Source organism: Mesorhizobium sp. M0815, assembly GCF_040319995.1.
Taxonomy (GTDB): Bacteria; Pseudomonadota; Alphaproteobacteria; order Rhizobiales; family Rhizobiaceae; genus Mesorhizobium.
On record NZ_JAMYOU010000019.1, the window covers coordinates 86878 to 109926 of the forward strand.

At 62.5% G+C, this 23049-nt stretch carries 24 protein-coding genes; 11 read left to right on the top strand and 13 right to left on the bottom strand.

Annotation, left to right across the window (positions count from 1 at the left end):
• Positions 1 to 439: 439 nt before the first annotated feature.
• Positions 440 to 1378 carry an NAD(P)-dependent oxidoreductase gene (locus tag NKI01_RS20985; RefSeq protein ID WP_352641212.1) on the bottom strand — a complete coding sequence of 313 codons (939 nt, stop codon included), beginning with the start codon at positions 1376 to 1378 and terminating at the stop codon, positions 440 to 442.
• A gap of 145 nt (positions 1379 to 1523) precedes the next feature.
• Here NKI01_RS20985 and NKI01_RS20990 point away from each other — a divergent pair, with 145 nt between their 5' ends.
• The 4 genes from NKI01_RS20990 to NKI01_RS21005 all read left to right on the top strand — a co-directional run bounded on the left by NKI01_RS20990 (position 1524) and on the right by NKI01_RS21005 (position 4000).
• Entirely contained in the window at positions 1524 to 2420 is an 897-nt protein-coding gene (locus tag NKI01_RS20990; protein WP_352964488.1) for an NAD-dependent epimerase/dehydratase family protein, read from the top strand.
• A 332-nt stretch (positions 2421 to 2752) separates the two neighbouring features.
• A complete protein-coding gene (locus NKI01_RS20995) occupies positions 2753 to 3118 on the top strand; it encodes a hypothetical protein (RefSeq protein ID WP_156948174.1) in 366 nt (121 codons plus the stop codon).
• Positions 3105 to 3524 carry a helix-turn-helix domain-containing protein gene (locus tag NKI01_RS21000; protein ID WP_198030531.1) on the top strand — a complete coding sequence of 140 codons (420 nt, stop codon included), beginning with the start codon at positions 3105 to 3107 and terminating at the stop codon, positions 3522 to 3524. The genes NKI01_RS20995 and NKI01_RS21000 overlap by 14 nt, the downstream gene beginning before the upstream one ends.
• Positions 3521 to 4000, top strand: a complete 480-nt coding sequence (locus NKI01_RS21005; RefSeq protein ID WP_023721252.1) for a hypothetical protein — start codon at positions 3521 to 3523, stop codon at positions 3998 to 4000. Before NKI01_RS21000 ends, NKI01_RS21005 begins: the two co-directional genes overlap by 4 nt.
• Positions 4001 to 4110: 110 nt before the next feature.
• On the opposite strand, the gene NKI01_RS21010 is transcribed toward NKI01_RS21005, so the two are convergent.
• The 3 genes from NKI01_RS21010 to NKI01_RS21020 all read right to left on the bottom strand — a co-directional run bounded on the left by NKI01_RS21010 (position 4111) and on the right by NKI01_RS21020 (position 6237).
• A complete protein-coding gene (locus tag NKI01_RS21010) occupies positions 4111 to 4599 on the bottom strand; it encodes a nucleoside deaminase (RefSeq protein ID WP_023721251.1) in 489 nt (162 codons plus the stop codon).
• Positions 4600 to 4768: 169 nt separating this feature from the next.
• The gene (locus NKI01_RS21015) at positions 4769 to 5626 is read right to left on the bottom strand and encodes an EamA family transporter (protein ID WP_352964491.1); all 858 of its coding nucleotides are present in this window, start codon (positions 5624 to 5626) and stop codon (positions 4769 to 4771) included.
• The gene (locus NKI01_RS21020; protein WP_352481572.1) at positions 5623 to 6237 is read right to left on the bottom strand and encodes a nitroreductase family protein; all 615 of its coding nucleotides are present in this window, start codon (positions 6235 to 6237) and stop codon (positions 5623 to 5625) included. Before NKI01_RS21020 ends, NKI01_RS21015 begins: the two co-directional genes overlap by 4 nt.
• Before the next feature lie 110 nt (positions 6238 to 6347).
• On the opposite strand from NKI01_RS21020, the gene NKI01_RS21025 reads away from it, so the two are divergent.
• Both NKI01_RS21025 and NKI01_RS21030 read left to right on the top strand, forming a co-directional pair.
• Positions 6348 to 7349: a LysR family transcriptional regulator gene (locus NKI01_RS21025; protein ID WP_023721248.1), complete on the top strand. Its 1002-nt coding sequence runs from the start codon at positions 6348 to 6350 to the stop codon at positions 7347 to 7349.
• A 30-nt stretch (positions 7350 to 7379) separates the two neighbouring features.
• Positions 7380 to 8153, top strand: a complete 774-nt coding sequence (locus NKI01_RS21030) for a FadR/GntR family transcriptional regulator (RefSeq protein ID WP_352964494.1) — start codon at positions 7380 to 7382, stop codon at positions 8151 to 8153.
• A gap of 27 nt (positions 8154 to 8180) precedes the next feature.
• Here the strand turns inward: NKI01_RS21030 and NKI01_RS21035 are convergent, their stop codons facing one another.
• From NKI01_RS21035 to NKI01_RS21055, 5 genes are all read right to left on the bottom strand, one after another.
• Positions 8181 to 9287, bottom strand: a complete 1107-nt coding sequence (locus tag NKI01_RS21035) for a Gfo/Idh/MocA family protein (protein ID WP_352964497.1) — start codon at positions 9285 to 9287, stop codon at positions 8181 to 8183.
• Positions 9288 to 9318: 31 nt separating this feature from the next.
• Positions 9319 to 10131 carry an ATP-binding cassette domain-containing protein gene (locus NKI01_RS21040; RefSeq protein ID WP_352788587.1) on the bottom strand — a complete coding sequence of 271 codons (813 nt, stop codon included), beginning with the start codon at positions 10129 to 10131 and terminating at the stop codon, positions 9319 to 9321.
• A 14-nt stretch (positions 10132 to 10145) separates the two neighbouring features.
• Positions 10146 to 11261 (bottom strand): ABC transporter permease, encoded by a 1116-nt coding sequence (locus NKI01_RS21045; RefSeq protein WP_352788727.1) that lies wholly within the window; start codon positions 11259 to 11261, stop codon positions 10146 to 10148.
• Positions 11262 to 11409: 148 nt separating this feature from the next.
• Positions 11410 to 12378 (bottom strand): rhizopine catabolism ABC transporter substrate-binding protein, encoded by a 969-nt coding sequence (locus NKI01_RS21050; RefSeq protein ID WP_023721243.1) that lies wholly within the window; start codon positions 12376 to 12378, stop codon positions 11410 to 11412.
• A gap of 67 nt (positions 12379 to 12445) precedes the next feature.
• Positions 12446 to 13420 carry a polysaccharide deacetylase family protein gene (locus tag NKI01_RS21055; RefSeq protein WP_352908842.1) on the bottom strand — a complete coding sequence of 325 codons (975 nt, stop codon included), beginning with the start codon at positions 13418 to 13420 and terminating at the stop codon, positions 12446 to 12448.
• Between the two features lie 364 nt (positions 13421 to 13784).
• On the opposite strand from NKI01_RS21055, the gene NKI01_RS21060 reads away from it, so the two are divergent.
• The gene (locus NKI01_RS21060; RefSeq protein WP_023721241.1) at positions 13785 to 15029 is read left to right on the top strand and encodes a DegT/DnrJ/EryC1/StrS family aminotransferase; all 1245 of its coding nucleotides are present in this window, start codon (positions 13785 to 13787) and stop codon (positions 15027 to 15029) included.
• A 169-nt stretch (positions 15030 to 15198) separates the two neighbouring features.
• On the top strand, positions 15199 to 15642 hold the full coding sequence (locus tag NKI01_RS21065) for an SRPBCC family protein (protein ID WP_352495776.1): 444 nt from the start codon (positions 15199 to 15201) through the stop codon (positions 15640 to 15642).
• A 166-nt stretch (positions 15643 to 15808) separates the two neighbouring features.
• On the opposite strand, the gene mocR is transcribed toward NKI01_RS21065, so the two are convergent.
• The 4 genes from mocR to NKI01_RS21085 form a co-directional block, all read right to left on the bottom strand.
• Entirely contained in the window at positions 15809 to 17275 is a 1467-nt protein-coding gene (mocR, locus tag NKI01_RS21070; RefSeq protein ID WP_245274662.1) for a rhizopine catabolism transcriptional regulator MocR, read from the bottom strand.
• 4 nt (positions 17276 to 17279) lie between these two features.
• A complete protein-coding gene (locus NKI01_RS21075) occupies positions 17280 to 17486 on the bottom strand; it encodes a LacI family DNA-binding transcriptional regulator (RefSeq protein ID WP_352964501.1) in 207 nt (68 codons plus the stop codon).
• 200 nt (positions 17487 to 17686) lie between these two features.
• Positions 17687 to 18598, bottom strand: a complete 912-nt coding sequence (gene iolE, locus NKI01_RS21080) for a myo-inosose-2 dehydratase (RefSeq protein WP_352481564.1) — start codon at positions 18596 to 18598, stop codon at positions 17687 to 17689.
• A 118-nt stretch (positions 18599 to 18716) separates the two neighbouring features.
• On the bottom strand, positions 18717 to 19004 hold the full coding sequence (locus NKI01_RS21085) for a DUF3175 domain-containing protein (RefSeq protein ID WP_352481563.1): 288 nt from the start codon (positions 19002 to 19004) through the stop codon (positions 18717 to 18719).
• A 176-nt stretch (positions 19005 to 19180) separates the two neighbouring features.
• Between NKI01_RS21085 and NKI01_RS21090 the strand changes: the two genes are divergently transcribed.
• The 3 genes from NKI01_RS21090 (at position 19181) to NKI01_RS21100 (ending at position 23036) form a co-directional block, all read left to right on the top strand.
• Entirely contained in the window at positions 19181 to 20413 is a 1233-nt protein-coding gene (locus NKI01_RS21090) for an MFS transporter (protein ID WP_352964504.1), read from the top strand.
• Between the two features lie 168 nt (positions 20414 to 20581).
• Positions 20582 to 21610 (top strand): HTH-type transcriptional regulator GntR, encoded by a 1029-nt coding sequence (gene gntR / locus NKI01_RS21095; protein WP_352481561.1) that lies wholly within the window; start codon positions 20582 to 20584, stop codon positions 21608 to 21610.
• Positions 21611 to 21911: 301 nt separating this feature from the next.
• On the top strand, positions 21912 to 23036 hold the full coding sequence (locus NKI01_RS21100) for a sugar ABC transporter substrate-binding protein (protein WP_352481560.1): 1125 nt from the start codon (positions 21912 to 21914) through the stop codon (positions 23034 to 23036).
• Positions 23037 to 23049 lie beyond the last annotated feature (13 nt).

Genomic DNA, 23049 nt, shown 5'->3' on the forward strand with positions numbered 1-23049 from the left:
ATGCTACTAATTTGGCTATGGTGCTGATTGGCGCCGACGACCCGCCCACCGAGGCGGGTTTTTTGTTTCTGGCTTTGAAATTGCAGTGTTGCCGATCTGAGGTCTGAGGGACAGCACCCCCCTCTGCCCTGCCGGGCATCTCCCCCAACAAGGCAGGGCAAATCGCGTAAGGAGTCCCCCTCATCCGGCCGCTTCGCGGCCACCTTCTCCCCGCTGGGGAGAAGAGGCTGACGCCGGCGCTGGCGATCTCCTCTCCCCTCGGGGAGAGGTTGGATTGCCCCGAATTGCCCTTCGCAATTCGGTTGGCAATCCGGGTGAGGGGGCTCTTGCCTACATGCGATTGCACTGCCTCAAGGGGGAAGATTGGCAGGTTCGCCAGTGGCGCTGACGCCTCGGAATGTTGCGGCAAGCTTGCGTGGCCAAAAGCTGATCGGCCGGCTCAGATCGTCTGCTTCTTGCCATCCCTGGTCGGCATCAGGTCGACGCCGTTGACCTTGCCGATATGCGTGGCCAGCATCGGCACATATTGGTCGGCGGGGCCGGCCGCGAAGGCGCCGGCGAAGGCGTTTTTGGTGGCGTTGCCGAGTGGGTTGGCGATGCCGGCAGCATCCGCCATCGATTCGAGATAGGTGAGATCCTTGAAGGCGTTGGCGATGCTGAATTTGTGCGCGTCGCGGTCGCCTTCCAGCGTCCAGCGCATGAAGGTCTGGTAGAAGCCGCAATCCATGCGGCCGTTGCGGATGACGCTGTCGAAGCGCGGCGGCGAGATGCCGACCTTCTGCGCCAGCGCCAGCGCCTCGGAATAGATCGCAGCGTAGCCGAGCGAAATGAAGTTGTTGAGCAGCTTCATGCGATGGCCGTCACCGGTGTCGCCGATATGGACGATGCGCCCGGCCCAGGTGTCGAGCACCGGCTTCAGCCGGGCAAAGACCGCGTCGGGCGCGCCGACCATGGCATCGAGCGTGCCTTCCCAGGCCTCCTTCGGGGTGCGGCTGAGCGGGGCATCGACATAGTCGACGCCGAGCGCCTTGAGTTCGGCGGCCAGCGCCACCGTCGAGACAGGATCCGAGGTCGAGCAGTCGACGGCGACCGATCCCGGCTTCAGGCCTTCCTTGAGGCCGCCTGGGCCGCGGATGATGGCTTCGACCTCGCGCGAGCCGGTGACGCAGATGAAGACGATATCGGATGCCGCGGCGACGTCGCGCGAGGTCGCCGCTTCCTTGGCGCCGCGGCCGAGCAGGTCTTCCGCCGGTGCGCGGTTCTTGCGGCCGAGAAACGTCAACGGATAGCCCTTGTCGACGATGTTCTTCGCTATGCCGTGCCCCATCAGGCCCAGCCCGATGAAGCCGATCTTTTCGCTCGCGGCGGTAGTGTTCATGTCGTTTCGTCCTATTTGCAGTGATGGATGACGGCGCTGCACCTTGCCGGCGAATTGTTGAAGCGGGTTTTTGCCGCATGCCGTGGCAGGCGATTGCAGAGTTCGATATTGTCTGACAATACACGTGAATTCCAGGGAGAGCAAAATGACGAAGCGGATCATGTTCACCGGCGGCAGCGGCAAGGCCGGGCGCCACGTCGTGCAGTATCTGGTCGAGCAGGGCTGCCAGGTGCTCAACATCGACACCAAGCCGCTCGACAATCCCAAGGTGCGCACGCTGATCACCGACATCACCGACAGCGGGCAGGTGTTCAACGCGCTGTCGAGCTATATCGGCCTGCATGAATTCGATCCGTCGCTGCGTTCGCAGCCGGTCGATGCCGTGGTGCATTTCGCGGCGATCCCGCGCATCATGATCACGCCCGACAATGAGGTGTTCCGCATCAACGCGCTCGGCACCTACAATGTCATCGAGGCCGCAGTGAAGCTCGGTATCCGCAAGGTGGTGATCGCATCCAGCGAGACGACCTACGGCCTGGTCTTCGCCAACGAACCGCGCGATCCGACGCATTTTCCGCTCGACGAGGAGTACGACGTCGATCCGATGGACAGCTACGCGCTGTCCAAGGTCGTCAACGAGAAGACCGCGCGGGCGTTTGCACAACGCGATGGCACCGACATCTATGCCTTGCGCATCGGCAACGTCATCGAGCCGCATGAATATTCGCTGTTTCCGAAATGGTTCGCCGATCCGGGTTTCCGCAAGCGCATCGCCTGGAGCTATATCGACGCGCGCGACCTCGGCCAGATCACGCTGCGCGCCATCGAAAAGGATGGGCTCGGCTATCAGGTGTTCAACGCCGCCAATGACGACACCTCGTCGGACCTGCCGACGGCCGAACTGCTGAAGCGGTTTTATCCCGATGTGCCGGTCGAGGGCGAACTTGGCGAATACGAGACGCTGCTCTCCAACCGCAAGGCACGCGACATGCTCGGCTTCCGGCCGGAGCACAGCTGGCGGAAATATGTCAAGACGACCTGACGGGCGTACGTGATACGGAGCCGGCACTGGGCCAGCCCCGACGCGCAACGTTGAGAAGGCTCTGACTCAACCTCGAATTTGACATAGGCTATCTGCTGGCTGGTAATAACACGTTTCCCCCTTCGAGAGGAACGGTGCGGCCTGCGGGGGAATTGTTGACTTTAAACGCAACTAACTCTATTCTGTATCAGCGGTCGAAACCGGTCGGCTCGTCGCGCGGCCTGCACTTAACCAAAAGGTGGAGGCCAAGCGGTTTCTGTATGTAACGCCAAATGTTTATAGAGGATTGGCTGGGAAGGATCCCGACTTTAAGCCATTTGCCGATGGCGAAAATGGAAGAACTGATAGCAATTTTTTGTTTCGGTTGGTTCGTGACGGCAAGCCTCAAAGGAGACCCAGACGAGCGGGGGCCAGACATCGAACGATTGCATTCTGTTGACGAGGTCTGGGTAATTTGTGCGCGAAAGCCTAGGCATGTCCAAGTGCGTCTGTTCGGTAGGTTTCTCGACGCCGGGGTATTCATAGGTTTAGGACTGCATTGCCGACATTGGCTAGGGATCAAAAAGAACTATAGCGAAACCGTCGCTGGAATCCCCGATCTTTGGGGCAACACCATGGGTAATGCGCAACCTTTTCGTGCAGCAACGGCGTTAGAGTACGTGAAGGGAATATGTCGAGATGTGGATGAAAAAATCTAATAAGGTTTCCGACCAAGCGTTCGTTGAAGAGTTCGAACGCGGGATACTTCGTTCGGCTTTTGTGAGCGCCTTTTGGGCGGTCATTCAAGCCAGGAAAGCGGAAACGGGGCTCACCCTAAGTCAGCTTGCCGATCGCCTCGGAATTAACAAGTCTGCGGTCTCTCGCTGGTTTTCAGGAACAAAGCCGAACTGGGAAATAGACACTATCGCGGACCTCGCGACTGCCCTTGAGGTAGACGTAGAGGTTGTGGTCGTAGACAGAAAAATGAACCGTCGGTTTGGGCCTGCGGGCGAGATACAGCCGCTTACGCTCGGAGCGGGGACCACACTAAGTTCCGGGCAGCATTCCATCCTGCCGGGAACCGATGCCGTGAGTGCGGTGTCAATACGCCTTGAGGCAGCATGATTTTGAACCCCCATGCTAGCGTCGTGTTTTGCGATGACCTTCGACAGGAGGCCAACGGGAAGCAACTGCACATAGGGGTCTATAATGATGCCGTTTTATTCGACGGACCTTTGCCGTGGGCATTGCCCACGGGGCTGTGGTGTCTGATTAAGTATCTTGAACCGTATCCAGAAACTTTGCCTACCCTCGCGATAAAAGTTCGTCTTGAATCCAAGGCCGGTGGGGTAGTTGATTTGATAGAAGCTCCAGTGCCGAAGACCGACATCATCCCCCAGAAAGGACCCCTCGAATTTGAGAAGGATACAGTCAAATTATTGGCCCTTAGCATGAACATTCAACTGTCAACCTTGGTCTTCCAAGAGCCTGCAAAACTCGTGGTCGTAGTCGTTCGGGACGGGGAGGAAATCTCAGCTGGCCGATTGCGCATCTCGCAGTTGAGTAGGGATGGAGCCGGCAACCCCATCCCCGCTGTTTAGGCCCAAAGGGGTCAAGGTTCTCCGATACTTCACTTGTTGAAGGGGCAATACCCTTGATCAATAAGTTCTGAGCCTAGCCCTCACTCGTTTCCTGCCGTGCGGCAAGTAAGCTACTTGTCTTTCCAGAATTCGGCCTGGAGTTGCGCCGCTTCATCGGCAAGCAGCGGACCAACGACTTCAGTCGGACGCTGCCCAGCTTCGAAGACGATCCTGCAGGGCAGGTCGAGTGTAGGATTCTCGACATGTGCACCCGTCGATGCCTTGAGGTCATGTTCGCTCTGGCCAAAGACGACCCGTCCGATGCCCGCCCAATAGATTGTGCCGGAGCACATCGCGCAAGGTTCGGCCGAAGTGTAGAGTGTGCAGGAGGCCAGCTTTTCGAGACTGAAATTCATCCCCGCCCATGAGGCCAGCAGCCTTTCGGCATGAGCGGTGCGGTCGCCCCCGCCGGCTTTGTAAGCGTTGGGCTGCTCGCGCAAAACATTGCCGTCCTTGTCAGCGAGGAGCGAACCAAAGGGATGTTCGCCGGCATCGCGGGCCTTGCGCGCGACTTCGAACGCCTGACGGAGCAGGCGCTCATCATAGGGGCGTTGTGGCATCGGCGGATCCTCCGGCTATGCCGCTGGACCATAGTGCCGAACAATCCGCCGACACAAGTCGGCGGCCTAAAACGCGTCGCGTTCGACCGGCCTCATGCTACGCGCTTCCGGTTCTTGTTTTGATGCATGTCGTATCGCAAACCCGCTGCACACTTTTGAGCGACATGCATCAGGACTCGTTCCGACTAGGGCGTTGAGCCAGCCAGATGCTGCCGATGACGAAAGCGACGCCGGCGATCTGAGGCAAGGTCAGCGTCTGGTCCAGGAATACCCATCCAAGCAGCACGGCGGTCACCGGGCTGAGGAAAAGCAGCGATGACACCACGGCAGATTCCAGTCGCGCAATGCCCCGGAACCAGAGGACGTAAGTCAGCGCCGCACCGATCAGGCCGAGCCACACCAGTCCAAGCAGGTTGGCCGCGGTCGGGAGCGGGATGGAGGGCTCGAAAAGCAGGGCCACCGGAACGAGAAGCAGACCGCCGGCGGTCAGCTGCCATGCCGTAAAGGTAAGCAGCGATACTGGCGGTTGCCACTTACGGGCCAATACGCTTCCGAAGGCCATGGAGGCCGCCCCGGCGAGGCCGGCGGCAACGCCGACCGCATCGAGCGTCGCGTTCGGGGTCAGCACCAGCAATGCAACACCGGCGATCCCGACAAGGGCGGCGACGATCGCCAACCGACGGACAGGGCTGGCAAGCAGGGCAGCGGCAAGGAAAATCACGATCAACGGCTGGACCGACAGCACCGTCGCGGCGACCCCGCCCGGAAGCCGGTAGGCGGCGACAAACAACATGCTCAGGAAGATCGAGATGTTGAGGGCTCCGAGGACGAAACTGCGCAGCCACCAGATGCCCGTCGGCAGTTGCCGAACGATCGCCAGCAGCAGCAATCCGGCTGGCAAGGCACGCAGCATTGCGACCGTCATCGGCGAAAAGTTGGGCAGGAACTGGGTGGTGACGATATAGGTGCTGCCCCATATCGCGGGTGCAATGGCTGTCAGCAACAGATCGAAACGGCGCGTTTTCATAAGATTTCCAGTACTTCGGCAAGAGGGCGGCGCGGCTTTTGCGGCCAGTTGCCGGGCGCGGCGCGGCCGACCGCGATGAGCATCACCGGCACTTCATTCAGGCCAAGGCCAAACTCGCGGGCCACGCCTTCGGCATCGAAGCCTCCCATCGGACCAGCGACGAGCCCCAGCGCTTCGGCTGCAAAAATCAGCGTTGCAGCGCCAAGCGTTGCAGAGCGCACCGCTTCGTCGCGGGCAGCCCGAGGATCGGCATATTGTGCGCGGGCGCCTTCCTGCCAGCCCGAAGCCATATCCGCCGGCATGAAGCCGGCTTCGACGAAAGGACGCAGCCTTGCATTGAGGGCGGCGTGGTCGGGCAGTACGCCGCAGACGATGAAGGTGACCGCTGCTTCCTGCACCTTGGCCTGGCCATGGGCCACGCTGCGCAACCGCGCCTTTGCTTCCGGCGTCCGCACGGCGATGAACCGCCAATTCTGAAGGTTGTAGGCGGTTGGCGCGCGCGTTGCGAGACGTGCCAGTTCCTCAACCTCGGCATCCGTCAATGCGTACGAGGCATCGAACCGATTGGCCGACATGCGTCGCTCGATAAGGGAGATTGTGGGGTTGGTCATCATGTCATTCCGAAAATGAGAAAGCCGTTCGGGAAGCAGATATGGAATTTACCAACAGACGATAATAGGTGACAATTGAAAGACATTGTTTACTGGAAGAGAATGGTGCAGTGGATCGCCTGACTGCGTTGCAGGTTTTCCGTCATGTGGCGGAACTGAACAGCTTTGCCGAAGCCGGACGGCGGCTCGGTCTCTCGCCTCCCGCGATCAGCAAGAACATCGCCGAGCTGGAGGCGCATCTGGGGGTGCGGCTCATCAACCGGACGACGCGGCGGATGGCCCTGACCGAAGAAGGCAGGATCTATCTGGAGCATGTCACGCAGGGGCTCGATGCGCTGGCCAGGGCCGACCAGGTCCTTGGCCCGATCAAGACGGCGCCGAGCGGGACGTTGCGGGTCAGCGCGCCGATGACTGTCACGTTGACGCGGCTTTCGGCTGCCATTCCCGCGTTTCTATCGCGCTATCCCGATTTGAAACTCGATTTGCATCTTGATGACAGGCGCGTCGATATCGTGCGGGAGGGATTTGACCTTGCCATTCGCGGCAGCGACAATCTCGAGGATTCCAGCCTGGTCGCCAGAAAGCTTGCGGTCATGCCGCACGTGCTTTGTGCAGCTCCTGCCTACTTCGAGCAGCACGGCCGGCCTCAAACGCCTGCCGATTTGAAGGCGGCCAACTGCATCCGGTTCAGCCTCTCGGGGCATGCGGACATATGGGAATTCCGCAAGGACGGCCGCAGCGAGCGGATCGCCATCGACGGACGATATTCGGTCTCCTCGAGCCTTGCCGTGCGCGATGCGCTGCGCGCCGGCTTCGGCGTCAGCCTGATCCCCTATCCCTATGTCGAAAGCGACCTGAAAGCAGGCCGGCTGCAATCGGCTCTGGATGACTGGGACAAGGTCGAAACCACACTCTACGCGGTCTATCCGGCACGGCAGCATCTTGCCCCGAAAATCCGCGTCTTCCTTGATTTCCTGATCGAGGAATTCAGTCGGGACAAAGAGAAGCCGTTCGTGCCTCCCCGGCGTGAACGCCCGGCAAAGCGCTGTGTCGGCGAGGCGACGGATACGGAAAATCAAACCGAGATATTGCCGTCGATTTCATCTCCTTGACACGCCTCCAAATCCGGACTTTGTGGAGCCATGCAGGACGCGAAGCCGAATAAGGGAAAGACAGCGGCCGAGGCGTTCGCCGAACGCACGAGCGGTATTCGCCGCGCCGATGCGGCGCGCATGCCGGGGTCGAGCGTGCATGCGTCGCTGGCCAACGAAATCGGGCTGAGGATCGTGCGCGGCGACTATCCGCCGGGAACCATCCTGCCCAACGAAGCCAAATGGTCCGAGACCTTCGCCGTCAGCCGCTCGGCGGTGCGCGAAGCCATCAAGATGCTGATGGCGAAGAGCCTTTTGTCGTCACGTCCCAAAATCGGCAGCTGGGTCGAGCCGAAGGAGCGCTGGAACCTGCTCGATCGCGATGTGCTGGCCTGGTACGCGACCTCGCCGGACCGCGAGGTGTTCCTCAGGACGGTGCAGGAATTCCGCCACATCATCGAGCCGGAGGCCAGCGCCTTTGCCGCCATGCGGCGCACCGACGAGCAGATGGCCGAGATCAGCCAGGCCTGCCGCGAGATGGGCGAGGCGACCAACCTGCAGGAGCGGACGCGCGCCGACACGCGGTTTCATCTCGCCATCCTGCGCGCCTCGGGCAACGATCTGCTGGTGCCGCTCGGCGTGCTGATCGAATCGGCGTTCGATCATCTGTTCGCTTTTACGACCCGGGAACTCGACGATTTGCAGCATGCGCAGAGGCTGCATGAGGCAATCGAGAAGAGCATCCGCCTGCAGCGGCCGGACGCGGCACGCAATGCAGTGCGCAAGCTGCTGGCCAATACCGACGGCGTCATCAAGTCCAGATAGCCGCCGTTCGGCTCCCGGTTTGAGTGCTCAGTCGAACGGTCCGGTCGCGAGATGCCGCCGGGTCAGCCCGAGCAGCAAGGCCTGATCGCGGGCGGCGTGTTCGGGCGGGTTGACGACGGGGTCGCCATTGACGATCGCCGCCCAGAAGCCACGCATCTCCTCGACGAAGGCTTCCGCGTAGCCGGCGCGCAAATCTTTCTTCGACAGCGTGTGACCGGGCGAGGTCGTCACCGTCAGCCGGGTCGGATGATGGTTGAGCCAGGGCGAGGGGAATTCGAGCTCCAGGCTGGCATCGTCGAAGAACAGCGTGATCCGCTCCTTGTAGTCGGCGAGCTTAGGTACGGTAAGATGGGTCATGGTCCACAGCGCCTGTCCGTCCAGCAGCTTGACGGCGCCCTGGCCGCCGTCGCCATTGGCAAAGATCTGCGCGCCGACGATCTCGCCGTCCGGCACGCCGAGCGCATCGAGCAGGCCGTGAACGGCATTGACATCGTGAATCAAGGCCGAGCTGTAAGCGCCGGTAAATCCACGGAAAGCGAGATCAGTGAAAGGCACGGCAATGGCTTGTTCGACCTGGCGCTTCTGCTTGGCGGCGACAGCGGCGACCATGTCCTTCGGGATATCGGTGCCGTGCCTGTAGGGCAGGTGGGCGATGAACGGCCAGGCGTCGGGATCGTTCACTTCCACCGAGACCGAGCGCAGCGTGCTCGATGTCCCCGGCAGCGAAACGAGCGCCAGCCGGTAGCTCGGATCGAAGCGCTTCATGTAGCCGACTTGCATGATTTTCCTGGCGGCATCGCGCGCGGCGACGATCTCGGCGATTTCCGCCAGGGAATAGCAGAGCGGCTTTTCGCAAAAGACATGCAGGCCGCGCGCCAGCGCCGCCAGCACCTGTTCGTGATGCAATGGGTCCGGCGAGCCGATCACTACCGCGTCGAGGCGCTGGTCGAAGAGCTGGTCGATCGTTTCGAAATTGGCGATGCCATGGGTGTCAGTGACGAACTGCCGTGAAATCCTGGAGGGGTCGGCGACGCCGACCAGCTCGAACAATTCACCGAGGCGCAGCAGATTGGGAATATGCTCGACCTGCGAGATCATGCCGGCGCCGACGACCCCGACGCGTAACCTGCTCATGCCATCATCCCCGCGATGTCCGATTGTCAGCTCAAGCCGCCGCAGGCGGCCGGTTGCCGATCTGGGCGAGCAGGCCGGCAATCTCCGCCTCGACCGCCTTCAGATCCTCGCCACCCGACATGATCGAGATGACCTCGTCGCGCGAGATGTCCGATTTGGCGTAGGTACCGCGATTGCGGCCGCGGTTGAGCAGCGTGAAGGTGTCGCCGACCGGATAGGCATGGTGGATGTTGTGGCTGATGAAGATCACGGCCAGGCCCCGCATGCGTGCTTCGATGATGAACTTCAGCACCATCGCCGCCTGGTGGACGCCGAGTGCCGAGGTCGGCTCGTCAAGGATCAGCACGCGCGCGCCAAAATGCACGGCGCGGGCGATCGCCACCGACTGGCGCTCGCCGCCCGACAGCGTGCCGACGGCTTGCGTCGGGTCGCGCACATCGATGCCGATATCGGCCATTGCCTGCCTGGCGATAGTGTTGGCGCGCTCCTTGTCGATGCGCGAGAAGGGCAGGCTGCTTTTGGTCGGTTCGCGGCCGAGGAAGAAGTTGCGGGTGATCGACATCAGCGAGATCATGCCGAGGTCCTGGAACACCGTTGCCACGCCGAGCTCCTGCGCGTCGCGCGGGCTGCGGAAGGTGACCGTCTTGCCGTCGACCAGGATTTCGCCTTTGCTCGGCCGGTAGACGCCGGACAGAACCTTGATCAGCGTCGACTTGCCGGCGCCGTTGTCGCCGAGCAGGCAGTGGACCTCGCCCGGATAGACCTTGATGTCGATGTCCTGGAGCGCGCGCACCGAGCCGAAATTGACGCTGACGCCGCGCAGTTCCATTGCGGGTTCGCTCATTTGGGCCCGCTCGGTCATTTGCCACCTCCGCGGCCGAGCGCCTTCAGCCTGATGTAGTTGTTGACCAGCACGGCCATCAGGATGACGATGCCGAGGAAGACCTTGAACCAGTCGGTGTCGATGCCGGTGTAGAAGATGCCCATCTGCACCAGCCCGAAGATCAGCGCGCCGAACAGCACACCATAGACTGTGCCGTAGCCGCCGGTGAGCAGCACGCCGCCGATGACGGCGGCGATGATCGCCTCGAACTCCTTGAGCAGGCCGCGCGTGGTGTCGGCGGAGCCCGCCTCCATCACCTGGATGGTGGCAAGCAGCGTCGCCGCGCAAGCGGTGTAGATGAACAGGCTGATCTTGACGCGATCGACCGGCACGCCGACGTTGCGGGCGGCGATCAGGTCGCCGCCGGTAGCGAAAATCCAGTTGCCGTATTTCGTCTGGGTGAGCACGTAGCCGGCCAGCGCCGTCAGGCCAAGCCACCAGACGATCGACATCGGAATGCCGGCGACGAAGGGAATGCCGTCGCTGCGGGTGCCGATCCAGCCTTGCGCGCCCATCCAGTGGAACAGGCCGGTGAGCAGATGGCCGTTGAACAGGCCAGCCGTCGCCGGGTCCGGTGCGCCTTCGAGGATGTAGGGAATTTGTGTGCGGCCGGTGACGGCGCGGGTGATGCCGATCGACAGTCCGCGCAGGATATAGAGCGTGGCGAGCGTGACGATGAAGGAGGGCAGGCGCGTCTTCACCACGATCAGGCCATTGAGATAGCCGGTGAGGATGGCAACGGCGAAGGCACAGGCGATGCCGCCCCATAACGGCAGGCCCCAGTATTTCACCGTCAGCCCGATGACGACACCGGCAAAGCCGACCATGGAGCCGACCGAAAGGTCGAACTCGCCGGCGATGATGAGAAGTGCTGCTGCGGTGGCGACGATGCCGAGCTCCGCCGACAGCGTCAGGAAGGTCATCGACCCCTGCAGCGAATAGAGGTTCGCCGCGCCCGGCAGCAGCGCAAAGATGATGATCGTCGCAAGCAGCCCGCCGGCAGCACCGGCTTCCGGCCGGCGCAGCCACTGGGTCAGCTTGCCGGTGCTGGCCAGCCGCTCGTCGGCGCCGGCGGCCCGCTTCGACGTCATGCCGAAGCGGTCGGTCGCCTTCAGTTCGCCCGGAGGTATCGCCTTGTCTTCCACGACCGCCATTAGGCTCTCCAATCGCTCAATTCGCAATCTTCGAACGGATCGGGAGAGCGCCTGGCGCATTCTCCCGTTCCGTCGGAGTGCTGGCCTAGCGGATGCCCTCTTTGGCGAGGGCCAGGATCGCCTTGGCTTTTTCTGGCGAGTCGATGAACAGCGGCCCGGTATAGGCGTTGTTCTGCGGCCAGAAGCCGTGCGTCGCCTGCTCGACCAGATAGATCACCGGCAGATAGCCCATCAGATATTGCTGGGCGTCCATGCCGAAGCCCATTTCGCCGGCGACGACAGAGTCGAGGACCTCCGGGCTGATGTCGAAAGTGTAGAGCTTGAGCTTGCCGAACAGTTCCTTGTCGCGGAACATCGGGATCAGCGGATTGGCGGCGGTGGCACCAAGCGCAAAGACGGCTTGGGTGTCGGGATGCGCCGACAGATAGGCTTCGGTGCGGCGCTGGATATCGGCGGGATCCGGCGCCACGGCCAGAACCTCGGTGCCGCCGCCGGAGGGCTTCAGTCCGTCATTGAGGCCCTGGCAGCGCTGGTCGAGGCTGACATTGCCGACCTCGTGGTTGATGCAGACGACCTTGAGCGTGCCTTCCTTGGCCAGCCGCTCGCCGGCCTTCTTGCCGGAATCATATTCGGAAACGGTGCCGACATAGAGCGTGGTGCCGAGCTCGGCGCCTTCCTTCTCGCCGGAATCCAGAACCACCATCGGAATATTGGCGGCAAGCCCGGATTTGACGGATTTGCCGAGTGCATTGGCGTCGGCGATGGAGACCGCGATGCCGTCCGGCTTGGTGGCGATGGCGGCGTCCAGAAGCCGGGCCTGCTCGACCACGTCGAAGACCTGCGGTGCGTAATATTCGACTTTGGCGCCGGTGAGGGCGGCCGCGTCATCGACGCCGCGCTTGACCACCGACCAATAGGGATCGGACGCCGACCCATGCACGACGAACGTGATGTGGACGTCCTTCGGATCCTTGAGGCCCGCGGCATATGCAATGCCTGTCATCAGGCCCGCCGTGACGAAGGCGCCCAATGCCGCTTTCAGAAGAGTTTTCATCTTATTCTCCCATTTGTCGTTGCAGTTCCAATCCCTCTGGCGCCGTTTTCCGGCCGCGACGATCGGCTCACGTCGCGGATCGGGTGGCCGCTTTGCGGGCCTTTGCCGACGTCAATCGCTGTTCGCCCGCGTTGTTGCCGCGGGCTGATGTTGACGATCGCCCGGCCGAGAGTGCTGCGCGAAGCTCCTCGCGCAACGGCTTCATGCCGATGACATCGATCGGCTGTGCGGCGAGCCAGTCGCGAAAGCCCTGGTCGCGGAACAGCTCGTACTCTTCGGTGCGGATATAGGCGGAGCGCGGCTCGATCAGCTCGAGTTCACCGGGCGCGTTGCAATGCAGGCAAAAGAAAGTCAGGCCCTCGCGCACACCCTCGATGAGCGCTTTGTAAACGGGCTCGATCGGCCTGGAGCGCGGCCGGCCCCAGGTCGTCTGGATGGCGGCGTCGAAAATGGCAAAGCCGCCGGCGCGGGCCAGCGCCACGCCGCGCTGGAACGCCTCCTCGGTGACGCCGACCAGATTGTCGTTGGGGGAATAAGCGGACAGGGTCTTGGTCAGCAGCACGGGCAGCTGATATTCGAGCCCGAGCTTGATGTAGATGTCGCAAAATTCGGGCGACAATGCTGCGCCCATATGCGCGTCGAGGTGGGTGACGTCGATGCCGGCGCGATAGGCGGTGTCGATCTGGGCGCGAAGCTCGGCCTCGACCGCCTGCGGCACCGCCTTGCGGCGCGTGGTCGCCACGTCGGGCCATAAGAAGCCGAACTCGTCGGTCAGGCCGGCCGCCCGCGACGGCGCGGTCAGCGGCCGCCATTTGTAGTGCTGTTTCTCGCTGTTCAGCGTCAGGTGGACGCCAAGGTCAAGGCCAGGGTTGGCTGCGGCGCTTTCGGCCATTTCGAGGAACCACGGGCACGGCACCATCACCGCGCCGGAACTGCAGACACCTAGCCCGTTCAATTCGAGAAAGGCGCTGTTGGCGCCGTGGCACATGCCGACATCGTCCTCGTGGAGCACGATCCGTTTGCTGGAGCCGGCGGCGTTCACGAATGTCGGCCTTTCCGCCGGCGCGCCGGTCTCGAGGGTCTTCCAAAGTGTGTCCCGTATTTCATGGAACCAACCGTTTGCCCAACTGGCCGGAATGGAACGCCGAAAGCTGGCTTTCCGACAGGGCCACTTTGGCGAATTCGGATGGGTACGATTTGCCTGCCGGCTGAGACACTTAGCTGCCGATTTCCCCAATCAGGGTTCAAAACCACTCATAGGAACCGTCTTCCGGGCGCAGATGGCTTGGTCGAATAGCGGCGGAGTGGTTCTTCCAAACTGTGCCGACAAGCCTACAGCTGTCCACACCATCAAGCGACCCACATTACCAAGTGACCCAAACTACCAAGTAACTTGGAGGCCTGCCATGTACACCGCCGGCGAAGAGGAAATCGAAGCCATTGCCAGGGTGATCCGCTCGGGCGCGCTGTTTCGTTACGGCAAGGACAGCGAATGCGACCGCTTCGAGGCCCGCTATGCGCAGCATCTTGGCGTCGAGCATTTCGCACTGGCTGCCAGCGGCACCTATGGGCTCGCGGCCGGCCTGATCGGGCTCGGCATCGGTCCGGGGGACGAGGTCCTGGTGCCCGCGCACACCTATATGGCGACAGCGACCGCGGTGCTGTCGGTCGGGGCCATTCCCGTCATCGTCGACATCGACGAGAGCCTGACCATCGATCCCGTCGCCTTGCGCGATGCCATCGGGCCGCGCACCAGGGCGGTCATCCCGGTGCATATGTGGGGCGCGGCCTGCAACATGAATGCGATCATGGACATTGCTGCCAAGCGCGGCTTGCTGGTGCTCGAGGATGTCTGCCAAGGCATCGGCGGCGGCTATGAGGGCCGCAAGCTCGGCTCGATCGGCCATGCCGGCGCCTATTCCTTCAACTACTTCAAGAACATGACCTCGGGCGAGGGCGGCGGCATTGCCACCAGCGACCCGAAAGTGGCGGAGCGGGCGCGCTGCGCCATCGACCCTTGCCATTTCTACTGGCAGGGCAGAAGCGACAGCATCAAACCCTTCGCCGGCATCGGCGCGCGTGCTTCCGAACTGATGGGGGCGATGCTCAACGTCCAACTCGATCGACTGGACGGCATCATCGAGGCGATGCGCGCCGAGAAGAAGATGGTGCTGGCCGGCACCCGCCATCTCGGCAATCTCGGTCTGACACCGTCGCCGATGAACAGCCCGGACGACGATTGCGCCGCACAGGTGATGTACCTACTGCCGAGCGAGCAGGCGGCGCAGACTTTTTCGAAGACCATTCCGAGCGTCGTTGCCGGCAAGACCGGCCGTCACAATTTCACCCAGTGGGACCAGGTGCTGATGCATGAAGGGGCGCATCATCCGGCGCTCAATCCTTATGCATTGCCCGAGAACCAGGGCCTGCGGCTGGATTACGCCGACGACCTCGGCAAGCGCTCGCTCGACATCCTCAATCGCACGGTGATGATCGCCATGAACCCGGCGCATGACGATACCGATATTCAGGACATGATCCACAACATCGACGCGGCGGCGCGGGTGGCGCTGGAAAATGCTTCGCTGGATGATGTCGAATTGCGCAAAGCGGCACCGGTTGATCTGCAGAAGTTCGACAGTGTGAACTAGACCAGTTCCGACGCGGTTTGCTACCCTGCGGCCGAGTTCCTTGTCCGGCGGCCGGGCGAGGATTCCGGCCGGCATAACCGGTCGTCAAAAAATCCGCAGGCCCGTGTCGGATAGGCCGGGCTCCCGCTCGTCCTAGGGGCATCGATCACCAACACGGAGGATTAACGATATGCCCGGCACCGTACGTCTGCACCGCGTTCTGACAACCAGCCCGGAGAAAGTCTACCGCGCGTTCCTCGAAGCGGATGCACTTGCGAAATGGCTTCCGCCGAACGGCTTCACCTGCACGGTTCATCACTTCGAGGCGAAAGTCGGCGGTACGTTCAAAATGTCCTTCCGCAACTTCACCACCGGCGACAGCCACTCGTTCGGCGGCGAATATGTCGAGCTCGTGCCCAATGAGCAGCTGCGCTACACCGACCGGTTCGACGACCCCAACCTGCCCGGCGAGATCGAGGTGACTGTGACATTGAAGAAAGTGTCGGTCGGCACCGATGTGAATATCACGCAGGCCGGTATTCCAGACGCAATCCCGGTTGAGGCCTGCTATCTCGGCTGGCAGGAGTCGCTGCGAAATCTGGCGAAGCTCGTCGAACCCGAGATCAAGCAGTAGGGTAAGCGCGCGCGGCTGATCCATGGGGGCGATCTCTTCGCCCCAAGAGATTGAAGCGGGCGCTGCCTTGGCTGCATCGGCGTCGCTAGCCGGGATCCTAGGGATTCCCGATCTTGCCAGGCAACATGCGCCGGCGCCGGAAAGCCCGGATTGGGGAAGCCTGGCTCTAGCTTCTGTCCAACCTTAGGAACGCGGCGCGCAGCGCCAGCACCGCGCGCAGGATCTGGCGTTCGTCCATTGCCGCATAGCCGAGCAGCAGGCCGTGCTCGGGTTCTGTGGAATGGTAGTTGATCGAGATGCCCTGGACGTCGAGCCCCTCCTTGACGGCGGCGGCGACCACGTCGCTGTCCTTGTAGGGCCTGACGAAGCTCGCCAGCAGCTGCATGCCGGAATCGTTTTCCGTGACGGTCAGCCATTCCGCCAGATGCTCCTGGCACAGCTTGACGAAGTTCGCCTGCCGGCGCGCGTAGAGCCGGCGCATGCGTTTGAGGTGCGTGGCGAAATAGCCCTGCGTGATGAAATCGTTGACCGTTGCCTGCAGGATCAGCGGCGCGAACTGGCCGGTGATGCTCACCGCCCGGTCGAACGGCACCGACAGTTCGCGCGGCACGATCAGATAGCCGATGCGCAGCGCCGGGATCAGCGTCTTGCCGAAGCTGCCGATATAGACGACGCGGTCGGCATGATCGAGCCCGCGCAGCGCCGGCACCGGCCGGCCGCGGAACCGGTATTCGCCGTCATAGTCATCCTCGACGATCCAGGCGCCGTTGCGTTCGGCGATGTCGAGCAACTGCAATCGCTCCTCGATGCGCATGATGGTGCCGAACGGCCATTGGCAGGATGGCGTCACATAGATCAGCCGCGGCGGCGGCAGCTCCGGATCGGCAAGATGCCAGCCACGCCGGTCGACCTTCAACGGTGCCAGCCTGGCGCCGCTGGCGAGAAAGGCGCTCTTGGCGCCGAGATAGCCGGGCTCCTCCATCCAGACATGGTCGCCTTCGTCCATCAGCACGCGCGAGACGAGATCGAGCGCTGCCTGCGCACCGGTGACGATGATCACCTGGTCGGCGGTGCAGCTGATGCCGCGCGACAGGCCGATGGTCGAGGCAATGGCCTGACGCAGGCCGGGGTGGCCGGCAAAGGAGAGATAACCAAGCAGGCTCTCGTCGCGGCTGCGTGCATTGCGCACCAGAAGGCTTGACCAGATGGTGAATGGAAACGACGCCGTTTCAGGCACGCCGGGATGGAAATTGATGACGCCGGCATTACGCGGCGGTTGCGGGCCGTTGACGATGGTCTGGCCGCGCCGCGACAGTTTTTGCGGCGCTGCCAGTCCGGCGCGCAGCGATGCCAAGGGACGGTTCTGCTGGATCGGCGCTACCCAGGTGCCCGATCCGGCGCGCGCCTCGATAAAACCTTCGGCAAGGAGCTGGTCATAGGCGGCGATGACCGTGTTGCGCCCGACCTTGAGGTCTTCGGCCAGCGAGCGCGTCGACGGCAGCAGCGTGTTCTGCGGGATTTGGCCGTCAAGGATGAAGCGTCGCAAGGCGCCGTAGATCTGACGATGCATCGGTTCTTCCGAAGCGCGGTCGACCGACATGATGTCGAGGGAAAGGCGCATGTGGTCGGCCAAGGCACTATTCCCCGACGAACCGGGCGGCGCGGGCGATCTTTTCCTCGTTGAGCCGACAGACGGTATCAAGCACCAGTCGCCTGGTTTCGAGGTGGACCTCGCGGCTGTTCTTCAGCGCGCGATGAACGGTGGCGGCGCCAAGTTCCGCCTTCTCGGCAATCTCCCGGATGGTGCAAAGCCGTTCCATGCCAAGCGCAGCTTCGAAAGCCATGTCGCTCCTCCTCGGTTGCATCAAGGCACGGCTTCCGGCCGGCCTCAAGCTCGAACGTCGGGGTTTGAAATCCAGAGCCGGGATTCTGCGATCCGCGCCGCGCAGGGAGCAAGGCGGCGCGGATCGCCGGGCGCATTCGCGTCGCTAACCCCATCGAGGCGCGCGCCCATTATGTTCCTCCGGCTCGCAATGCGGGCCGGTCAGTTTGCCTGCCGCGTTGCCACTTCGAAGCCGGCCTGCCGGGCGGTGGCGAGCAGCGAGAAATAGCCCTTGCTGGCATAGGTCAGCGGATGCGCCTTGGCCGGATCCTGCTCAGCCTCGACAACGATCCAACCCTCATAGCCGCGCGCGGCGAGGGGTTTCAGCAATGACAGGAAATCGACCGAGCCATCGCCGGGCACGGTAAAAATGCCGTCCACTACCGCCGCCATGAAGCTCATGTCCTCGCGGCGTGCCTTTTCCAGGACCGCCCTGCGAACATCCTTGCAATGGAAATGCACGATACGATCGAGATGCCGCTGCAACAGCGATTGCGGGTCGCCGCCCGAAAACAGGCAGTGGCCAGTATCGAACAACAGTCCGACGCTGTGCCCCGTCGCCGCCATCAGCCTGTCAACTTCATCGTCCGTCTCGACGATGGTGCCCATGTGGTGGTGGAAGGCCATGCCGACCCCGAATGCGGCCATGCGGGTGGCGAGGGCGGTCAGTTTCTCGCCATAGGCCCGCCAGTCGCCGTCGCCGAGGCGCGGACGCTCGGAGATCGGTGCGAAAATGCCGTCATGGCGACCGCGCGAGGTGTCGGCGTAGACGACGATCTTGGCGCCGAGGTCGCGCAGCAACGCCAGATGCGGGGTAATCGCCGCGAATTCCTCTTCGACCGTGCGGTCGAGGATGCGGCCATCATACCAGCCGGAGACGAGTTCCAGGCCATAGGAGGACAGGAGCGGCCCAAGCACCTCAGCCTGGCGCGGAAATTTCCCGCCGAGCTCGGTGCCGCGATAACCGGCCTGTGCGGTTTCGGACAGGCAGGTCTGCAGCGGCGTGTCGCCGCCAAGCGCCGGGACGTCGTCATTGCTCCAGGTGATGGGATTGATGCCGATCTTGACCGTCATGACGCCAGGCTTTTGCAGGCTTGCGAATGCAAGCCAGCCTGCAGACTGGCGACAAAGAGGCCCTGTCACTAGGTCCAGTTCAGCCTGATTTGGCAGAACCAATCAATAGTGACCGATTCTAGTCTTCCTTTGGGCGGCCAAAAAGGACGCGCAGTTCGTCCTTTGCGTCCTCCAGCACTTTCTTCTGCGCCGCCGGCAGGTTCTTGCCGGCGCGGTTGATGTAGAAATTCAGCATCGACATGGCGGATTGAAACGGCCCCGCCTTGCGCCGGTCGCTGTGCTCGGCCGACCGCCTCAGCGAGGCGGCGATCTTCCTCGGATCGTGGGATTCGAAGATGTGCTCCTCGAGATCCAGCGCGTCGCTATGCTCGGTGACGTCGGCAGACCATTTCCGTTGCGCGGTCATGGCAAACTCCTTCCACAAGCTCGTTCGAAAAGAAAACGCCCTATGGTGCGCCACTGTTCCACTTCGGCCCGCATCCCTGGAGCCACGGATTGGCCCGTCGTGGCGCTGCTCCGCGATGCGAATGCGCTGATAGTGGTCAGAACCGCCGATTTAAGAACTGCGGACAGGAAACGTTCTTGACCCCCATCGTCTCAAACCAGGCAGCAAGTTCCGGCATCGACAGTGCCTATGCCTGGATACGGCTCGGCGTCTCGATGCTGCTGGCAACCATAGGCGGGGTCGGCATGTGGGCGGTGGTCGTGGTGCTGCCCGCCGTGCAGGCAGAATTCGGCGTCGATCGCGCCGCTGCCTCGATGCCCTATACTGCGACCATGGTCGGCTTTGCCGCCGGCAATGTGCTGTTCGGCCGCGCCATCGACCGCGTGGGGTATTGGGTTCCGGCGCTGATTGCCGCGATTACACTTGGCGCCGGCTTCCTGCTGGCGTCGCTGACCAGTTCGATCCTGCAGTTCACCCTCGTCCAGGGCCTGTTGATCGGCGTCGGCTCGTCGGCGATCTTCGGGCCGCTGATTGCCGACATCTCGCACTGGTTCAACCGGCGCCGCGGCGTTGCGGTGACGGCTGCCGCGTCCGGCAACTATCTCGCCGGAGCGATCTGGCCTACGGCGATGCCCTATGTCATGCAGACCGAAGGCTGGCGCTTCACCTATGCCGCGATCGGCGTCGTCTGCCTGGTCACCATGGTGCCGCTGATCCTGCTGCTCCGGCGCGGCGCACCGCCCCACGCGGCTCCCGGATCGCCGGGCAGCCGCCTGGTCCAGCCGATCTCGCTGTCGCCGGCGGCCTTGCAGGCGCTGCTCATCGTCGCCGGACTCGGCTGCTGCGTGGCGATGTCGATGCCGCAAGTCCATATCGTCGCCTACTGCATGGATCTCGGCTACGGCGTGGCGCATGGCGCCGATATGCTGTCGATCATGCTGGCGGCGGGCGTCGTCAGTCGGCTTGGCTCGGGCTTCCTTGCCGATCGCATCGGCGGCGTCAAAACCCTGCTGATCGGCTCGGTGCTGCAATGCCTGTCGCTGTTGTTCTACATCCCGTTCGACGGGCTTGCCTCGCTTTATGTCGTCTCGCTGGTCTTCGGCCTGTCGCAGGGCGGCATCGTGCCCTGTTATGCGATCATCGTGCGCGAATATATGCCTGCCAAAGAGGCTGGCCAGCGCGTCGGCATCGTCATGATGGCGACCATCTTCGGCATGGCAATCGGCGGCTGGATGTCGGGCTGGATCTACGATTTGACCGGTTCGTATGCCGCCGCGTTCCTCAACGGCATTGCCTGGAACCTGCTGAACATTTTGGCCATGGTGCTGCTGCTGTGGAAGGCCCGGTGGAGCGCTGCTGTGACGGCCTGAAGCACGGCGACACGGGCACAGTCTCTCCGGCGGTCGCTTGACAATAGCCGAGGGCTGCGCGACGCCAGACAAGGTGTGGCAACGGGTTGGCAAGGCAGCAGTGGCAAAGACCCTGAACATCGTCTCACGGTCGCGTCTGGGCGGTTGCCCGGCGTCGGGACGAGTATAGTGATCAAGCCGCGCTCGCGCCGCGGCGGCGGCCGCCCGACCATCGCCGACGTCGCCCGCAAGGCCGGCGTCGGCGCCATTACCGTATCGCGCGCCTTGCGTGAGCCGGGGCGCGTCTCGGAAGATCTGCGCCGCCAGATCGAGTCTGCGGTGAACGAGCTCGGCTATGTGCCCGACCCGAATGCGCGGGCGCTGGCGTCGGCGCGCGCCGAGGTGTTTGGCGTCCTGGTACCGTCGCTTACCAACAACGTCTTTGCCGAAGTGGTGCGCGGCATCTACGACAGCCTGTCGGACGGCCCTTTCCGCATCCAGCTCGGCAACACCCACTATTCCGGCCTCGAGGAAGAGCGGCTGCTGCAGGTGTTTGGTCCGCAACGCCCGGCCGCGCTGATCGTGGCCGGCATCGACCAGACGCCGGCCTCGCGAAAACTGCTGGAAACGGCAGGCTGTCCGGTCGTGCAGGTGATGGAGACCGGGCCCGATCCGGTCGACATGATGGTCGGTTTCTCACATTTCGAGGGCGGCAAGGCGGCGGCGGAACATCTGATCGAGGCGGGCTATCGCCGGATCGGCTTCATCGGCGCGCGCATGGATCCGCGTTCGCAGCGGCGGCTTGCCGGCTATCGCGCGGCGATGGAGGCGGCCGGCCTGTTCGATCCGAGGCTCACCACCACGACGCCGGTGCCCTCCAGCGTGACACTCGGCCGCGAATTGTTCCGCGACGCGCTGGCCAAGGTGCCGAGCCTCGACGCGGTATTCTGCAACAATGACGATATCGCGCTTGGCGTGCTGTTCGAATGCCATCGCGCTTCGATCGCCGTGCCGAAGACGATCGGCATCGTCGGCTTCAACGATCTGGACATGATGGAGGTTGCTTTCCCGTCGGTCACCAGCGTTCGGACCTATCGCTACGAGATCGGCCGGCGGGCTGTCGCTATGGCGCTTGCGGCTATCGAGGGCAACAGGCCGGAGCAGCGGGTCGTCGACCTCGGCTTCGAACTCAAGCGACGTGAAAGCACGGCGCGCTGAAGCGAGCTCAACGCAATGTAAATGGCGCTTTACATAACGTCATGGTAGCGCTACCACTTTCCACGGTCGGAATTTCGCCTCGAAGAGCGGAGTCTGTTTATTATACATAAGCGACAGCTCATGCTTGTTTATTATGTATAATATGATAGTTTTTTGCGGGATTAGCCGGGCAATAAAGGAGGAAATCGGGTCGGCATTCGGCCACCTGAACGCGCAACGGGTAAGGCGGGAGGTGCCGGGCCGGGAACGCGCAAATTCATCGACGTAACAACAAACAAAACTGCAACTGGGAGGAATATCGATGATCAAGTCACTCGTTGGCGGTATCGTTGCCGCCACTGCTTTTGTCATGCTGAGCTCGTCGGCGATCGCCGATCCTGAAATCGTCAAGGGGCCATCGGCCGAGCCTGAGTGCTTCGCGCCCTGGTCTGCCGATACGCAGTTCTTCAAGTTCCCCAAAAAAGACGGCCCGTACCGCATCGCTCTGGCCAACGGCTACATCGCCAACACGTGGCGCATCCAGATGGTGCAGACGGCGAAGGCCTATGCGGCGCAGCCGGAGGTCGCGGCCAAGCTCAAGGAATTCAAGGTGGTCTCGACCGGCGAAGACGTGCCGGCCCAGATTTCGGCAATCAACAATTTCATCGATTCCGGCTATGACGCGATTGTCGTCAACGCCCAGAACCCGACCGCATTCGGCCCTGTCATCAAGCGGGCCAAGGAAGCCGGCGTCGTGCTGGTCGCTTTCGACAACATCCTCGACACCAAGGATGCCATCAACGTCAATGTCGACCAGAAAGGCCTTGGCGAATTGTGGGGCAACTGGCTGGTCAAGCATGTGCCGAACGGCGGCAAGGTGCTGGAAGTGCGCGGCGTCGCCGGCACGTCCGTCGACACCGACCGTCACAACGGCATCCACGAGGTTCTCGACGCGTCCGGCAAGAAGTGGGATGTCACCGAGGTCGTTGGCAAATGGGATGACGGCGTTGCGCAAAAGGCTTCGGCCGACGCCATTGCCACCAATGGTCCCTTCGACGGCGTTACCGGGCAGGGCGGCGATACCGGCATCGTGCAGGCGATGATCGATGCCAAGCATCCGTTCGTGCCGTTCGGCGGCGAGACGGAGAATGGCTTCCGCAAATTCTGCGCCAAGTTCGCCGCTGACGGCCTGAAATGCTCGTCGGCCGGTACCGGCCCGGCCCAGGTTGCGGTTGCCATCAAGACAGCGATTGCGGCACTTGAAGGCCAGGTCGTGCCGCAAGCGGTCAAGCTGCCGCTGGCGATCGTCGAGGATCCGAACTTCAAGGCAGGCCAGGATTACTTCCCCGACCAGTCCGACAATTTCTTCGTCGGCAATTCCTTCCCGACCTGCGGCATCAATTTCACGGCGCAGGAAATCATGGGCCAGAGCAAGGAAAACCAGTAAGCTCCAACAGCCC

Bases quoted from the DNA above. Each gene is read 5' to 3' on its own strand.
- NKI01_RS21050 (WP_023721243.1), bottom strand. From the start codon at position 12,378: ATGAAAACTCTTCTGAAAGCGGCATTGGGCGCCTTCGTCACGGCGGGC.
- NKI01_RS21005 (WP_023721252.1), top strand. From the start codon at position 3,521: ATGATTTTGAACCCCCATGCTAGCGTCGTGTTTTGCGATGACCTTCGA.
- NKI01_RS21085 (WP_352481563.1), bottom strand. From the start codon at position 19,004: ATGACCGCGCAACGGAAATGGTCTGCCGACGTCACCGAGCATAGCGAC.
- NKI01_RS21100 (WP_352481560.1), top strand. From the start codon at position 21,912: ATGATCAAGTCACTCGTTGGCGGTATCGTTGCCGCCACTGCTTTTGTC.
- NKI01_RS21015 (WP_352964491.1), bottom strand. From the start codon at position 5,626: ATGAAAACGCGCCGTTTCGATCTGTTGCTGACAGCCATTGCACCCGCG.
- NKI01_RS21040 (WP_352788587.1), bottom strand. From the start codon at position 10,131: ATGAGCGAACCCGCAATGGAACTGCGCGGCGTCAGCGTCAATTTCGGC.
- NKI01_RS21020 (WP_352481572.1), bottom strand. From the start codon at position 6,237: ATGACCAACCCCACAATCTCCCTTATCGAGCGACGCATGTCGGCCAAT.
- NKI01_RS21000 (WP_198030531.1), top strand. From the start codon at position 3,105: ATGAAAAAATCTAATAAGGTTTCCGACCAAGCGTTCGTTGAAGAGTTC.
- NKI01_RS20985 (WP_352641212.1), bottom strand. From the start codon at position 1,378: ATGAACACTACCGCCGCGAGCGAAAAGATCGGCTTCATCGGGCTGGGC.
- NKI01_RS21065 (WP_352495776.1), top strand. From the start codon at position 15,199: ATGCCCGGCACCGTACGTCTGCACCGCGTTCTGACAACCAGCCCGGAG.
- NKI01_RS21030 (WP_352964494.1), top strand. From the start codon at position 7,380: ATGCAGGACGCGAAGCCGAATAAGGGAAAGACAGCGGCCGAGGCGTTC.
- iolE (WP_352481564.1), bottom strand. From the start codon at position 18,598: ATGACGGTCAAGATCGGCATCAATCCCATCACCTGGAGCAATGACGAC.
- NKI01_RS21045 (WP_352788727.1), bottom strand. From the start codon at position 11,261: ATGACGTCGAAGCGGGCCGCCGGCGCCGACGAGCGGCTGGCCAGCACC.
- NKI01_RS21010 (WP_023721251.1), bottom strand. From the start codon at position 4,599: ATGCCACAACGCCCCTATGATGAGCGCCTGCTCCGTCAGGCGTTCGAA.
- NKI01_RS20995 (WP_156948174.1), top strand. From the start codon at position 2,753: ATGGAAGAACTGATAGCAATTTTTTGTTTCGGTTGGTTCGTGACGGCA.
- NKI01_RS21075 (WP_352964501.1), bottom strand. From the start codon at position 17,486: ATGGCTTTCGAAGCTGCGCTTGGCATGGAACGGCTTTGCACCATCCGG.
- NKI01_RS21060 (WP_023721241.1), top strand. From the start codon at position 13,785: ATGTACACCGCCGGCGAAGAGGAAATCGAAGCCATTGCCAGGGTGATC.
- NKI01_RS20990 (WP_352964488.1), top strand. From the start codon at position 1,524: ATGACGAAGCGGATCATGTTCACCGGCGGCAGCGGCAAGGCCGGGCGC.
- NKI01_RS21035 (WP_352964497.1), bottom strand. From the start codon at position 9,287: ATGAGCAGGTTACGCGTCGGGGTCGTCGGCGCCGGCATGATCTCGCAG.